The following is a 13,819-nucleotide window of genomic DNA, read 5'->3' on the forward strand; positions in this document are numbered from 1 at the left end:
CTCTCACCGGTACTCCGACAGTCTGCGGTTGACGCCCGCCACGGCGCACACCGCGGCGAGCACGCCGAGCGCGGCCGCGCCGAACGGCAGGCCGGTCAGCGCGTCCCGGCCGCCCTCGGCGGCGCGGGTGAACTCGTCCTGCTCGTGCGCCAGCGCCCGGCCGAGGGCCGCGTCGACCTGGTCGAAGGACTGGCCGGTCGACTCCGTGGTGCCGATGACGCGGTTCATCGCGCCGGTGAAGTCGCCCGCGTCGTCGAGGACCCGGGCCTGCTCGTGGCGCGTGCGCCACTCGCCGGTGCGGGCGGCGGCCTCGGTGAGCGGGCCGCTCCCCGCCTCGTCGTCGGCGAGCCGGCGCGCCGCCTCCAGCGCGGAGCCCAGCGCGGCCACGCTGCTCGTGTAGTCGGCCTCGTACTTGTCGCGCTTGCCGTCCTCGGTGAGCACGGCGCCGCGCGCGACCACGGCCAGGTTCTCGTTGGCGCGGGCCTTCAGGGAGCTGATCCGGGCCTCGTTGAGCACCTGGAGCGACTCCTGGCCGTGCGCCCGGGCGTCGTTCAGACCGGCCCGGGCCAGGCCGTGGCCGGTGAGCAGCCACAGCAGGGCGGCCACGCAGGCGGCGCTCGCGGCGAGCAGGCCGCGGTTGAACACCCGGTTCGTCCGCAGGTAGTTGCGGCGCTGGGCCCAGGCCAGGGAGGCGAGGACGACCACCCCGAGGGCCAGCGACAGGAAGGGCCAGGCGCGCGCCTCGTCGTCGTCCTGTCCGAGCCGCGCGGTCTCCAGCGCGTACAGGCGCTCGGCGGCCGGCAGCAGCTCACGGCTCATCGTCTGGTTCGCGTACCGCAGGTAGGCGCCGCCGAGCGGCAGGCCCTGCCGGTTGGCGGCACGGGCGCGCTCGATCAGGCCCGTGTAGCGCGGCAGGTGCTCGTTGAGCGTGGCGATCTCGCGGGCCGCCACGCCGTCGGCGTCCGTGCTGGCGGCGGCCCTGACGAGCAGCCGGGAGGCGGTCGTGACGTCGTCCGCGTACCGCCGGCGGATCTGCGCGGACTCCTGTGGGCCGGCCAGGAAGCCGCTCGCCGCGGTGGCGTCCGCGTCGGCCAGCGAACGGTAGATGTCGGCGGCGTCGGCGCTCAGCGGCTGGCTGCGGCCCACCACGTCGTCCGCGTACGAGGCCCGGTCGGCCACCTCGAAGGACGCGACGGCCCCGAAGGCGACGACCAGAAGGGCCAGGACGGCGCCGAGGATCCGCAGCCGGCCCGGCTCGGTCGTGGCGGCCCGGCGCAGCACCTCGCGCCCCTGTGCCCAGGCACCGGGCGCGGCGGGCGGCGGCACGGCCCCGGACCCCGCCCCGGCCGGCCCCGACCGACCTGCCCGGCCCGGTCGTCCCGGCTGCCCCGGCTGTGCGGGCACGCCGGAACCCGGCCGCGCGGTCGCGGCGGTGGCGCCGGGCGCCGCCGAGGCGGCGGCCGCGTTCGGCGGGTATGTCACGTGACCTCCCCCTCGGTCTGAGACGTCGACCCGTCCTGCCGGTGGAGCGGCGGACGGACTACCCGGCCAGCAGTATGGCCGCAGCGCCCGTCCCGCACACCGGGATTGACCTGATCTTGTTCCTATCGTGCCCCACGCGTCCGCCGCTTCCGCAGGCGAACCCCCCTTCGCACCCCTCTCACCTTGAATACGTCGCGCGGCCGAAATCGGTTCCACCCCGGACGTCCTCGAACGGGTGAACATGCGTGCGGGGCGCCCCCGGAAGGACGCCCCGCGACACACCCGGCCCGGCTCAGGACGCGTAGTGCTCCCGCAGCCGCGCCGCCGCCGACCCGGACGCCCCCACCGCGTCCAGGGCCAGCAGTCCCGCCCCGAGCACCGGCGGCGCGGTCACCACGCCGACCACCGCCTTCGGCGCCTTCACGGCGAGCAGTTCGGCGATCCGCCGGTCCAGCCGCGGATGCCGCGCGGCCAGCACGCTGCCGCCCAGCATCACCGGCGCCGCCACGTCGAGCAGCCCGAGCCGCCCGAGGGCGACCGAGGCCAGCGCCACGACCTCGTCGGCCAGCCGGTCGACCAGCGCCTGGGCCACCGGATCGCCCTCCGCGCTGGTCCGGAACAGCACCGGCGTCAGCTCGTGCTTGCGCTCCAGCGGGACGCGGCCCAGGTGCAGCGCCTCGATCAGCGCGTACATCGTCGGCAGCCCGAAGTGCGCGGGCAGCGCGCGGGCCAGCGCGGTCGGCTCGCCCCGGCCGTCCTCGGCGCGCGCGGCGAACCACAGCGCCTCGTCGGCGAGCCCCCCGCCGCCGCCCCAGTCGCCGGAGATCTTCCCGATCGCGGGGAAGCGGGCGGTCCGCCCGTCCGGCACCATTCCGACGCAGTTGATACCCGCCCCGCACACCACGGCCACGCCCCGCGGCTCGTCGATCCCGGCGCGCAGGATGGCGAAGGTGTCGTTGCGGACCCCGACCGAGCGGCTCCAGCGCCGCGCGTACAGGGCCTTCTCCAACTCCAGCTCCTCCACCGCGAGATCGGCGTTGGCGAGACAGGCGGCAATATGTGCGAACACGGGCGAAAGCCCCGCGCCCCCAGCCGCCGTCCATGCCCGCTCCACGATCTCCGCGACCGTGTCGAAGGCCGCGTCCACCCCGACCACCGGCGGCTGGAACCCGCCGCCGCGCGCCGCGCCGAGGACGGTGCCGTCCGGGGCCAGGACCGCGACGTCGGTCTTGCTGTTGCCGGCGTCGATCGCCAGCAGTGTCCCGTTCAGGCCCACGCGAGGTGCTCCCGGTTGTGCGCGATCAGCCGGTCGGTCAGCCCGTCGGCCCGGTCGAACTGCCCCACCAGCGGGTGCGCGAGCAGCGCCCTGAACACCCGGTCCCGACCACCGCGCAGGGCGGCCTCCAGGGCCAGGTCCTCGTAGGCGGTGACGTGCGAGATCAGGCCCGCGTACAGCGGGTCGAGCGGGGCCACCGGCAGGGGCGAGGCCCCGCTCGGCCCCACCGCGGCCTGCACCTCGATCACGGCGTCGTCCGGCAGGAACGGCAGCGTGCCGTTGTTGTACGTGTTCACCACCTGGTACGGCGAGCCTCCGCCACCGAGGAGCGAGGCCGCCAGGTCCACGGCCGCCTCCGAGTAGAACGCGCCGCCGCGCCGGGCGAGCAGCTCGGGCTTCTCGTCGAGCGCCGGGTCCCCGTACATCTCCAGGAGTTCCTTCTCCATCGCCGCGACCTCCGCCGCCCGCGAGGGCTTGGTGCGCAGTTCCTCGACGACGGCGTCGTGCGCGTAGAAGTAGCGCAGGTAGTACGAGGGGACGACGCCGAGCCGGTCCAGGACGGAGCGCGGCAGGCGCAGGTCGGCGGCGATCGCGTCGCCGTGCTCGGCGAGCAGCCGGGGCAGCACGTTCTCGCCCTCGGGGCCCCCGAGCCGTACCCCGGTCTCCCAGGTCAGGTGGTTGAGGCCCACGTGGTCGAGATGCACCTCGGCGGGCGTGACACCGAGGTGCGCGGCGAACCGCCGCTGGAAGCCGATCGCCACGTTGCACAGGCCGACCGCCTTGTGGCCTGCCTGGAGCAGCGCCCGGGTCACGATGCCCACCGGGTTGGTGAAGTCGATGATCCAGGCGTCCGGGTTGGTGCGGCGGACCCGCTCGGCGATGTCCAGGACCACCGGGACGGTACGCAGCGCCTTGGCGAGACCGCCGGCGCCGGTGGTCTCCTGGCCGACGCAGCCGCACTCCAGCGGCCAGGTCTCGTCCCGCTCGCGGGCCGCCTGCCCGCCGACCCGCAGCTGGAGCAGGACGGCGTCGGCGCCGTCGACGCCGGCGTCGAGGTCCTGGGTGGTGACGATCGTCCCGCCGTGCCCCTGCCGGGCGAAGATCCGGCGGGCGAGCCCGCCGACCAGGTCGAGCCGCTCCGCGGCCGGGTCGACGAGGACGAGTTCGGTGACGGGCAGGGTCTCGCGCAGGCGCGCGAACCCGTCGATCAGTTCGGGGGTGTAGGTGGAGCCGCCCCCCACGACAGCGAGCTTCATAACGTCGGCTAGCCCTTCACTCCGGTCAGTGTGACGCCCTCGACGAACGCCTTCTGGGCGAAGAAGAAGACGAGGATCACGGGGGCCATGACCAGGACGGTCGCGGCCATGGTCAGATTCCAGTCGGTGTGGTGCGCGCCCTTGAAGGACTCCAGGCCGTAGCTCAGGGTCCACGCGCCCGGGTTCTCGGAGGCGTAGATCTGCGGTCCGAAGTAGTCGTTCCACGCGGCGAAGAACTGGAAGAGCGCGATCGCCGCGATGCCCGGCTTCGCCATCGGCAGGACGACGCGGACGAGGGTGCGCAGTTCGCCGCAGCCGTCGACCCGGGCCGCGTCGAGGTACTCGTCGGGAATGGTCAGCAGGAACTGGCGCAGCAGGAAGATGGAGAAGGCGTCGCCGAAGGCCATCGGGACGATGAGCGGCCACAGCGTGCCGGACAGGTCCAGCTGCTTGGCCCAGAACAGGTACATCGGGATGACCACGACCTGCGGCGGCAGCATCATCATCGAGATGACGAGCATCAGCGCCGGCCGGCTGCCGCGGAAGCGGAACTTGGCGAGCGCGTAGGCCACCGGGACCGAGGACACCACGGTCAGGACGGTGCCGAGGCCCGCGTACAGCAGGGTGTTGCGCCACCAGGTGAGGAATCCGGGGGTCTCGAGGACGCGGACGTAGTTGTCCCACTCCCAGGTGTCCGGGGTGAGGTCGCGGGTGAGCGCCTGCTGGTCGCTCATCAGCGAGGTGAGCAGCACGAAGACGAAGGGCAGCACGAAGAACAGCGCGGCCGCGACGCCGAGCGAGTGCACCGCGATCCAGTGCAGGACCGCCTTGCGGCGGGCGGTGCGACCGGCCGGGGTGTCGGCGGTCCGCGCCGCCACCGGGGCGGCTTCGCGTTCCTGGAGGGTCTGGCTCATGGTTCAGTCACCTGCCTGGACGAGACCGCCGCGGCGGCGCATGAGCAGAGCCGTGCAGGCCATGGCCAGGGCGAAGAGGACGAGGGCGGTGGCGCAGGCCGCTCCGTAGTCGAAGCGCTGGAAGCCGAGGTTGTAGACGAGCTGCGGCAGGGTGAGCGTGGACTTGTCCGGGTAACCGGGCTCGAACTGCTGGCCGGAGCCGCCGATGACCCCGGAGGCGACCTTCCCGGCCACCAGCGGCTGCGTGTAGTACTGCATGGCCTGGATGACCCCGGTGACCACGGCGAACATCACGATCGGCGAGATGTTCGGCAGCGTGACGAAGCGGAAGCGCTGGAAGGCGGACGCCCCGTCGAGCTCGGCGGCCTCGTACTGCTCCTTCGGCACGTCGAGCAGCGCGGCCATGAAGATCACCATGAGGTCGCCGACGCCCCACACCGCGAGCATGGTGAGCGCGGGCTTGGACCAGGCGGCGTCGTTGAACCAGGCGGGCGCCGGGACGCCCAGCCCTTCGAGGACCGAGTTCACCGGGCCGGTGCCGGGGTTGAGCAGGAAGACGAAGGCGAGGGTCGCCGCGACCGGCGGAGCCAGGTACGGCAGGTAGAAGAGGGTGCGGAAGACCCCCGCGCCCGTCTTGATCCGCGTGATGAGCATGCCGACACCGAGCCCGAAGACGACCCGGCAGGCCGTCATCACGACCACCAGCCAGAGCGTGTTGCGCAGCGCCGGCCAGAACAGCGGGTAGTCCCGGAAGATGTACGTCCAGTTGGCCGCACCGTTGAAGGACGGGGCGGCGAAGCCGTCGTAGTCCATGAAGGAGAAGTAGACGGTCGAGACCAGCGGGTACGCGAAGAAGACGCTGAAGCCGATCAGCCAGGGCGACAGGAACGCCGCCGTACGAAGCGCCGCGCGGCGGCGCTTCGAGCGGAGGGTGGGTGTGCTCACGGCTACTTCGCCTTGGCGATGTCGGTGTCGATCTGGCGCGCGGTCTTCTCCAGGCCGCCCTTGAGGTCGCCGACCGCGCCCTTCTCGTACTGGAGGGCGAAGTCCTGCAGGGTGTTGAGATAGGTCGCGCCGTTGACCGCGCCCGCGGGGGTGTTGGACTTCGGGTGCCGGGCGATGTCCAGGAAGGTCGTGAAGCGCGGGTCGAACTTCAGGTTCGGGGACTTGAGGGCGTCGAAGGTGGAGGGCACGTTGCGGATGCCGTTGGCGAAGGCGACGACGGCCTCGGTGTCCGTGGTCATGAACTTGACCAGTTCCCAGGCGGCGTTCTGCTTCTTGCTCTGCGGGGCGATGCCCATGATCGTGCCGGACAGGAAGCCCTTGCCGTAGTCGGCGGCCTGGCTGTCGGGGACCGGCATCGGGGCGACGCCGATCTCGAACGGCACCTTGGCGTCGGTGGCCATGCCCAGCCGCCATTCGCCGTCGAGCTGCATGGCGACCTGGCCGGTGTGGAAGGGGTGCTTGGCGCCCCACTCGTCGCCGAAGCTGGTGCGGTACTTCTCCAGCTTGGCGTAGCCGCCGAGCTCGTCGACCATCTTCTTCTGCGTGGTCATCATCTCGGCGACGCCGGGGTCGGTCGCGACGGTCGACCTCCCCTGCGCGTCGAAGTACGCCGGCCCCCAACTGCCCAGGTAGTGCTCGGTGGTGGTCTCGTAGCCGTGGTAGTTCGGCATGAAGCCGAGCTGCTCGTAGCCGTCGCCCTTGGCCTTGGTGAGCCGCTTCGCGTAGGCGAGCAGCTCGGAGTACGTCCTCGGCGGCTTCGCCGGGTCGAGGCCGGCCGCCTTGAAGGCGGTCTTGTTGTAGTAGAGGCCGTAGGCGTCGGTGAGCAGCGGCATGGCGCACCGCCTGCCCTCGAACTGGGTGTAGTCGAGCAGCGTCTTCGGGATGATCTTGTCGAGGTCGAGCTTGGACTTCTCGATGAAGGGCTTGAGGTCGGCGAAGGCGCCCGACGAGCAGAACTTGCCGACGTTGGACGTGGTGAAGGACGAGACGACGTCGGGTCCCTTCGAACCACCGGTGCGCAGCGCCTGGTTGAGCTTGTCGTCGTTGATGTTGCCGACGACCTCGACCTTGATGTTCGGGTGCGCCGCCTCGAAGCGCTTGATGTTCTCGTTGATGGCCTGCACCTCGGAGGGGGCGGACCAGCCGTGCCAGAAGGTGATCGTGGCCTTGGCGTCGGGGTCGTCGGTCGCGCCGTTGTTCGCGGAGCCGGTACAGGCGGAGGCGAAGAGGGCTATGGAGGCGGTGGCGGCGAGCGTGGCGACCAGCCTGCGGGGGCGTGCGGGCATGACGAGTACTCCCTGGAACGGGTCGAGGTGAGGTGAGGGGAGAGCAGGGGAGGGGGACGGGCTAGCGGGAGGTGTCGAACACCTCGTCGCGGGTGGCGGCGAGGGCGGATTCGAGCGCGCCGCGCAGGACGGGGTGCCGGTCGACGGCGGCGAGGACGAGCCGCGGCCGGGAGGCCGCGAGATCGGCGAGCTGGGTCTGGACGCGGGCGCGCAGCGGCTCGCCGCCGGGGCTGACGGCGGCGCCGGACAGGACGATCAGCTCGGGGTCGAGCACGGCGACGAGGGCGGCGAGGCCGGTGGCGAGGCGCTCGGCGTAGGAGTCGAGCAGTCCGGCGTACCGCTCGTCCTCCTCGTGCCGTTCCGCGGCTTCGCGCAGGAGCCGGGCGGCGACCTCGACGTACGGCTGTTCGGGCGTGCGGATGCCGAGGGCCTTGGCGATCCGGGGTACGGACTGCACGCCGGCGAGCTCCTGGAAGCCGCCCGAGTTGGCCTTGGCGACCTGCCGGACGAGCGGGGTGCCGGGTACGGGCAGGAAGCCGACCTCGCCGGCGCCGCCGGTGAAGCCGCGGTGCAGGCGCCCGCCGAGGACGAGCGCGGCGCCGAGTCCGGTCTCGTTCCACAGGAGCACGAAGTTCTCGTGACCGTGGGCGGCGCCGAGGCGCTGTTCGGCGATGGCGACGAGGTTGACGTCGTTCTCGTACTCGAACGGCATGGGCAGGGCGACGGCCAGCTCGTCGAGCAGGGTGGGCGAGTGCCAGCCGGGCAGGTGGGAGGCGTAGCGCAGCCGCCCGGTGGCCGGGTCGAAGGCGCCGGGCGTGCCGATGACCAGGCGGTGTACGTCCCCGAGGGCGAGCCCCGCCTCCTTCGCGGCCCCGCCGAGGGCGTCGACGACCTGCCGCACCACGTCCTCGGCCCCGCGCCCGGGCGTGGGGACCTGGAACTCCCCGACGACCTCGCCGGTGATGTCGGCGACGGCGGCGTGGATGCGCTCCGGGCTGACGTCGAGCCCGGCGGCGTACGCGGCACGCGGGTTGACCGCGTACAACTGCGCGTTCGGCCCCGGCCGCCCCGCGGTGGTCCCGGTGGCGACGACGAGCCCGGCGGCCTCGAGGCGCGCGAGCAGCTGCGAGGCCGTCGGCTTGGACAGCCCGGTGAGCTTCCCGATCCGCGTCCGCGACAACGGCCCGTGCGCGAGCAGCAGATCGAGGGCGGCGCGGTCGTTCATGGCGCGCAGCACGCGCGGGGTGCCGGGGGTACCCGGGGTCGTACCGGCCATGAGGCTCTCTCCACCTTGCCGAGATGCACTGTTAGGAAAGTTTCCTATTGGGTTGGGAGGAAGGTAAGGCCGAGGTCAGCGGAGCGTCAATACCCACGGAGCCGATCGTTACCCCGGTGACGTCCGGCGGGGAGCCGGGTGGTTCCGCGGCCGGACGCGGAAGGGGCGCCTCGCCGGACCGGCGAGGCGCCCCTTCCACAGGTGCTTGAGGTTACTTCGTGATCTCCGGCTTCGGGAGCGGGGTCGCCGCCGCCGACTGCGGGGAGGACGGGGAGGAGAAGACCGACGGGGCCGACATGCCGGCGGTCGGGTCGGACTTCGCCGGTTCGTCCGCCTGGGCCGGGATGCCGCCGACGATGCGGATGCCCGCCCGGTCCAGGGCGCGCTTGATGCGCCAGCGCAGTTCGCGCTCCACGCCCAGCCGCTTGCCGGGCATCGTCTTCGCGGAGACGCGGACCGTCATGGAGTCGAGGAGGACCTCGGTCAGGCCCAGCACCTCCACCGGGCCCCACAGGCGCTCGTTCCAGGGCTCTTCCTTGGACATCGACTCGGCCGCCTCGGTGATCACCTCGCGCACCCGGTCCAGGTCCTCCGTCGAGCGGACCGTCACGTCCACCGCGGCCGTCGCCCAGCCCTGGCTGAGGTTGCCGATGCGCTTGATCTCGCCGTTGCGCACGTACCAGATCTCGCCGTCGACCCCGCGCAGCTTCGTCACCCGCAGACCGACCTCGATGACCTCGCCGGAGGCCACGCCCGCGTCGATCGAGTCGCCCACGCCGTACTGGTCCTCGAGGATCATGAACACGCCCGAGAGGAAGTCCGTCACCAGGTTCCGCGCGCCGAAGCCGATCGCGACACCGGCCACACCGGCCGAGGCCAGCAGCGGTGCCAGGTCGATCTTGAAGGCGCCCAGAATCATCAGCCCGGCCGTGCCGAGGATGAGGAACGACGCCACCGAGCGCAGCACCGAACCGATCGCCTCCGAGCGCTGCCGGCGCCGCTCGGCGTTGACCAGGAGGCCGCCGAGGGCCGTGCCCTCCACCGCCTGAGCCGACCGGTTCATCCGGTCTATCAGCTTGGTCAGCGCCTTGCGGACCAGCATCCGCAGGGTGAGCGCCACCACGAGGATGAGGACGATCTGCAGGCCCGTGTTCAGCCAGGTGGACCAGTTCTGCTCCACCCAGCCCGCGGCGTTCGTCGCCTTCTCGGCCGCCTCGTCCAGGGTCACCGGAACGTGCGTCGGGTCGTCGGCGGCGTCGGGGGCGGCGCTCAGGGCGCCGGACCAGGACACGGGGGGCACGGGGGGACCTCCAGGCAGGCGTTCGCAATCCATCCACACTAACGGGGACCGTCGGCCTCCCCGTCCGCTTGTGCACACGTGTGTGTACGGGAAGACGGCCCGCGGCCGGGGAAGACTCCCGAACACGTCCCGATGTGGTCGAGAACACCCCAGGGCCGTTACCCACACGTGGTGGCGCACCGGCCCGCCATGAGGAGAAACTGGGAGCAGTTCGTCCCGGCGCGAGCCACGCGCCGCCGGCGTCTTAGGAGGCATCCGTGCCGCATGTCCTGGTCCTCAACGCGTCGTACGAGCCGCTCGGCGTCGTACCGCTCCGCCGCGCGCTCGTCCTCGTCCTGGAGAACAAGGCACTCTGCCTCGAGGAGTCCGGCGCCTTCCTGCACAGCGAGAGCCGTGTCATCGCCGCGCCCAGTGTGGTGCGCCTGAAGCGGTTCGTGCGGGTCCCCTACCGGGGGCCCGTTCCCTTGACCCGCAGAGCGCTGTTCGCCCGTGACGGCGGGCGCTGCATGTACTGCGGTGGCGTCGCAACCAGCGTCGACCACGTCATTCCGCGCAGCCGCGGGGGGACGCACGCCTGGGAGAACGTCGTGGCGGCCTGCCGCCGCTGCAACCACGTCAAGGCCGACCGGCACCTGCGCGAGCTGGGCTGGCGGCTGCGGCACCAACCCGCCCCGCCGACCGGACTGGCCTGGCGGATCATCGGAACCGGCCACCGCGACCCGCGGTGGCTGCCCTACCTCCAGCCCTACGGCGCGGACGACGTCCTGGCCCGGATCGACTCCGTCGGCACCGCCCCCCACCCGCCTCAGGGGGCCGTGACGACCGGTTGAGCCGGGCCTTTCGCGTATCCGGCTCCCCGCCGGAGCCGTCCGGCTCCGGCGGGGAACTTCAGGGGGAGGAGGGCGGCGTCGCCCCGCCCTCCGGCTCCTGCTCGCCCGCGTCCGCCGGAACGTCACCCGGCTGCTCCGGCGTGCGCGGACGGTCCTCCACCGCGTAGGTCTCCACCGTCCACAGCGAGTAGCCGTACTCCGTCGCCCGCGCGTCTCCCTGCACCCGCAGGAAGCGCGTGTCGGCGGCGTCCATGCGGACCGACTCCACGCCGCCCCGGCCGTCCCGGACCGTCGCCGCCGTGCGCCAGGTGCGCCCGTCGGCGGAGACCTGGACGCGGTAGCGGGAGGCGTAGGCGTCCTGCCAGTGCAGCACCACCCGGCCTATCCGGGCCGGCTCGGCCAGCTCCATCTGCCACCACGCGCCGTCCTCCAGGGGCGAGGACCAACGGGTGGCCGGGTCGCCGTCCAGGGCGTGCGCGGCCGGGAAGTCGGGGGTCTCGTCGCCCGAGGACGAGGCCGTGGCCGTACGGGCCAGGTCCGGGCCGCCGGTCCGGGGGAACGCCCGCACGGTCAGGACCCGCTCCTCGCCGGCGAACGCCACCGGGACGGTGTACGAGCCGGCCGGCACGTCCGCCGCCACCGACACCTCCAGGGGAACGGTCGCCCGGGTGCCGCGCGGCACCACCCCCTCCTTCGGCAGCCGGACCGTGATCCCCTTCGGCGCGCGGGCGGTCAGCGCCCCGCGGACCTCCGCGGCGCGCCGGCCCTCCAGGACCACGTCCACCCGCTGGGCCGGCCCGCCGATCTCGGCGTCCGTCTCGGCACGGGCCAGCTCGAGCCCCGCGCGCGGCTCGTCGGCGAACCACGGCACCAGGGACCGCACCCGGCCCGGCACGCCGCTCCACACGATCCGCAGGGCGTCGGCCCGGAGCCCCTTCAGGTCCGCCTGGGTCCAGCCCGAGGCGGCGAGCGGCCCGAGGCGGCGCCAGCCCTCGCCGGGCACGTACGCCTCCAGGAAGCCGCCCGCGACCCCCGGCTCGGTCATGACGGTGAGCGTCTCCACCGGCCGCGAGCGGTCCAGGCGGACCGTGTACGCGTCCTCCGCCACGTCCGCCCGCACCGCCCGGCCCCGGTCGGCGCCCGTCCAGGCCGCCGACTCCTGCGCCGCGCGCGCGAGGAAGCCGTCGAGGACGCCCTCGCCGACCGTCACCCCGCCCGGCTTCAGTCCGGCGCGCCGCCGCTCCAGGTCCAGCTGGGCCCGCCAGGCACCGGCGCCGTCGCCGCGGGCCTGGGCGAGCAGCATGTCCACGGCCGTCTCACCCGCCGCGCCGTAGCGCGCGAGCCGGTCCAGCCACGGGCCGGCCTCGGTGCCGAGCGTGCCGCCGGCCGTGTCCTTCAGGCGCGCGGGCGCCTCGCGCATGACGGTGAACGCGGCCCGCAGCTCGCGCGCGGCCTTCTCCCGGGCCGCCGGGTCACGGCCGGCGCGGCTCGCCCAGAAGGCGGAGGCGAGCGGCTTCAGATAGGCGGACTCGCCGTCCGGGTCGAGGATCGAGGAGGCGCCGTTCCCGGCGAGCGCCCGCAGTGCCTCGCGGGCCTTCGGCTCCGGCCCGGCCAGCTCGTCGACGGCGGCGCGCCAGGACTCGTCCGGGCGGTAGGCCTTGGGGTTCCAGGCGTAGTCGGCGGTGGTGAAGAGGGCCACCCGGGAGGCCGCGGCCTGCTCCATGCCGGTGGCGAGGAAGCCGGCGGAGCCGGACGCCACGGCCGGCGCGCGGCCGGTCGCCGGGCCGAGGAAGAGCCGGTCCTGCGCGTAGTCGTTCACCGGGTAGTTGTCCATGGTGACGAGCGGGTGGCGCAGCGCCTTCCGCGCCCCGGCCAGCTCGCCGCCGGTGATGGTGCGCGGCACCGCCCCGACACCCGTCCAGGCCACCTCCACGCGCGCGTCGAGCGCGTCGGCCAGGGCGGTGCGGTAGGCGGTGGCGCCGTCCTGGTAGTACTCCGTCGGCATCAGCGACGGCGCCGCGGCGCCCGGGTGGCGCTCGGTGAGGTGCCGGGCGACGGCGTTCGCCACGCGCGCGTGCGCCCGGGCGGCGGCCTCCGGGCCGCGCCCGAAGGTGTCGGCGTCGTCGGAGCAGTGCCACTCGCTGTAGCTGACGTCCTGGAACTGCACCTGGAAGGCGCGCACCCCGAGCGCCCACATGGCGTCGATCTTCCTCGTGAGCGCCGCCAGGTCGGCGTCGGAGGACAGGCACATGGCCTGGGCGGGGGCCACGGCCCAGGCGAGCGTCACGTGGTTGGCGGCGGCCCGGGCGGCGAGCTCGCGGAACGCGGCCCGCTCGGCGGCCGGATAGGGCTCGCGCCACAGCGCCCGCCGGTACGGGTCGTCCCCGGGCGCGTACAGGTAGCGGTTCTGCTTGATGCGGCCCATGAAGTCGAGCTGGGCCAGCCGGTCCGCCTGCGACCAGGGGCGGCCGTAGAAGCCCTCGGTCAGGCCGCGGACGGCGGTGGCGGGCCAGTCGCGGACCACCACGCCCGGAAGGGTGCGGTCCGGGCCGACGAGTTGACGGAGTGTCTGGACGGCGTGGAAGAGGCCGTCGCCGCCGACGCCGTCGAGCACGACGGTGTCCCGGCCCTGGATCCTGCCGGCCGCGAGCCGGTAGCCGCCGTCCGGCAGGTCGCCCCGCTCGGGCACCCGCAGGGCGCGCAGCGCGGCCTCCGTTTCGAGGCTGTCGCCGAACCGGATCAGCGGGCCGCGCCCCGGAGCCGTCCCGTGCACGGTGCGCACCCCGGCCGCCCGGAGCAGGTCGCGCAGGGCCGTCACGGCGTGCGGGTCGGCGTCGGGCGCGGTGAGCAGCGTCACCTCGGAGCCCAGCGCGACGGCCGGTCCCGTCCTGGTCAGCGACTGGGGGCGGGGCCACACGCCGGACGTCGTGCCGACCGAGGGCGCCGCCGGGGTCGCCGTCGGGTCGGGGGCGGTCACGGGGGAGGGGTCGCCCGGCGCCGCGTACGCGCCGCCCGGCGTGGCTCCGCCGAGGAGCCCGCCGATGACCGCGACCGCCACGGCCGTCGCGGTCCGCTTCCTGCGTCCGAGGTGCACAGGGGGCTCCCTTCGGTCCCTTGGGTCACGACTGGGTCACGAGCCCACCACCCGGGCCGACGGAGTGTCAATGCGGCTGGTCGAACTGTCTGCTTTGCCC

General features: G+C 73.6%; 10 protein-coding genes. 1 reads left to right on the plus strand and 9 read right to left on the minus strand.

The window, feature by feature from the left end:
* Positions 1–3: 3 nt before the first annotated feature.
* From ACIGXE_RS01435 to ACIGXE_RS01470, 8 genes are all read right to left on the minus strand, one after another.
* On the minus strand, positions 4–1,482 hold the full coding sequence (locus ACIGXE_RS01435; protein ID WP_399741272.1) for a hypothetical protein: 1,479 nt from the start codon (positions 1,480–1,482) through the stop codon (positions 4–6).
* Between the two features lie 292 nt (positions 1,483–1,774).
* Positions 1,775–2,758 carry an N-acetylglucosamine kinase gene (locus ACIGXE_RS01440; protein WP_399741275.1) on the minus strand — a complete coding sequence of 328 codons (984 nt, stop codon included), beginning with the start codon at positions 2,756–2,758 and terminating at the stop codon, positions 1,775–1,777.
* Positions 2,749–4,014, minus strand: a complete 1,266-nt coding sequence (locus ACIGXE_RS01445; protein WP_399741278.1) for a 6-phospho-beta-glucosidase — start codon at positions 4,012–4,014, stop codon at positions 2,749–2,751. The genes ACIGXE_RS01440 and ACIGXE_RS01445 overlap by 10 nt, the downstream gene beginning before the upstream one ends.
* Positions 4,015–4,022: 8 nt before the next feature.
* The gene (locus ACIGXE_RS01450) at positions 4,023–4,928 is read right to left on the minus strand and encodes a carbohydrate ABC transporter permease (RefSeq protein ID WP_399741281.1); all 906 of its coding nucleotides are present in this window, start codon (positions 4,926–4,928) and stop codon (positions 4,023–4,025) included.
* Positions 4,929–4,931: 3 nt separating this feature from the next.
* A complete protein-coding gene (locus tag ACIGXE_RS01455) occupies positions 4,932–5,873 on the minus strand; it encodes a carbohydrate ABC transporter permease (RefSeq protein WP_399741284.1) in 942 nt (313 codons plus the stop codon).
* Positions 5,874–5,875: 2 nt separating this feature from the next.
* The gene (locus tag ACIGXE_RS01460; RefSeq protein ID WP_399741287.1) at positions 5,876–7,219 is read right to left on the minus strand and encodes an ABC transporter substrate-binding protein; all 1,344 of its coding nucleotides are present in this window, start codon (positions 7,217–7,219) and stop codon (positions 5,876–5,878) included.
* A gap of 61 nt (positions 7,220–7,280) precedes the next feature.
* Positions 7,281–8,495 carry an ROK family transcriptional regulator gene (locus tag ACIGXE_RS01465; RefSeq protein WP_399741290.1) on the minus strand — a complete coding sequence of 405 codons (1,215 nt, stop codon included), beginning with the start codon at positions 8,493–8,495 and terminating at the stop codon, positions 7,281–7,283.
* Positions 8,496–8,706: 211 nt separating this feature from the next.
* A complete protein-coding gene (locus tag ACIGXE_RS01470) occupies positions 8,707–9,828 on the minus strand; it encodes a mechanosensitive ion channel family protein (RefSeq protein ID WP_399741293.1) in 1,122 nt (373 codons plus the stop codon).
* A 224-nt stretch (positions 9,829–10,052) separates the two neighbouring features.
* Here ACIGXE_RS01470 and ACIGXE_RS01475 point away from each other — a divergent pair, with 224 nt between their 5' ends.
* On the plus strand, positions 10,053–10,625 hold the full coding sequence (locus ACIGXE_RS01475) for an HNH endonuclease (RefSeq protein WP_399741296.1): 573 nt from the start codon (positions 10,053–10,055) through the stop codon (positions 10,623–10,625).
* A gap of 58 nt (positions 10,626–10,683) precedes the next feature.
* On the opposite strand, the gene ACIGXE_RS01480 is transcribed toward ACIGXE_RS01475, so the two are convergent.
* Entirely contained in the window at positions 10,684–13,719 is a 3,036-nt protein-coding gene (locus ACIGXE_RS01480) for a beta-N-acetylglucosaminidase domain-containing protein (protein ID WP_399741299.1), read from the minus strand.
* Positions 13,720–13,819: the final 100 nt, after the last annotated feature.

Origin of the sequence: Streptomyces sp. NPDC053431 (assembly GCF_044544925.1) — a bacterium.
Lineage (GTDB): Bacteria > Actinomycetota > Actinomycetes > Streptomycetales > Streptomycetaceae > Streptomyces.

Bases quoted from the DNA above. Each gene is read 5' to 3' on its own strand.
- ACIGXE_RS01445 (WP_399741278.1), bottom strand. From the start codon at position 4,014: ATGAAGCTCGCTGTCGTGGGGGGCGGCTCCACCTACACCCCCGAACTG.
- ACIGXE_RS01450 (WP_399741281.1), bottom strand. From the start codon at position 4,928: ATGAGCCAGACCCTCCAGGAACGCGAAGCCGCCCCGGTGGCGGCGCGG.
- ACIGXE_RS01460 (WP_399741287.1), bottom strand. From the start codon at position 7,219: ATGCCCGCACGCCCCCGCAGGCTGGTCGCCACGCTCGCCGCCACCGCC.
- ACIGXE_RS01465 (WP_399741290.1), bottom strand. From the start codon at position 8,495: ATGGCCGGTACGACCCCGGGTACCCCCGGCACCCCGCGCGTGCTGCGC.
- ACIGXE_RS01470 (WP_399741293.1), bottom strand. From the start codon at position 9,828: ATGGATTGCGAACGCCTGCCTGGAGGTCCCCCCGTGCCCCCCGTGTCC.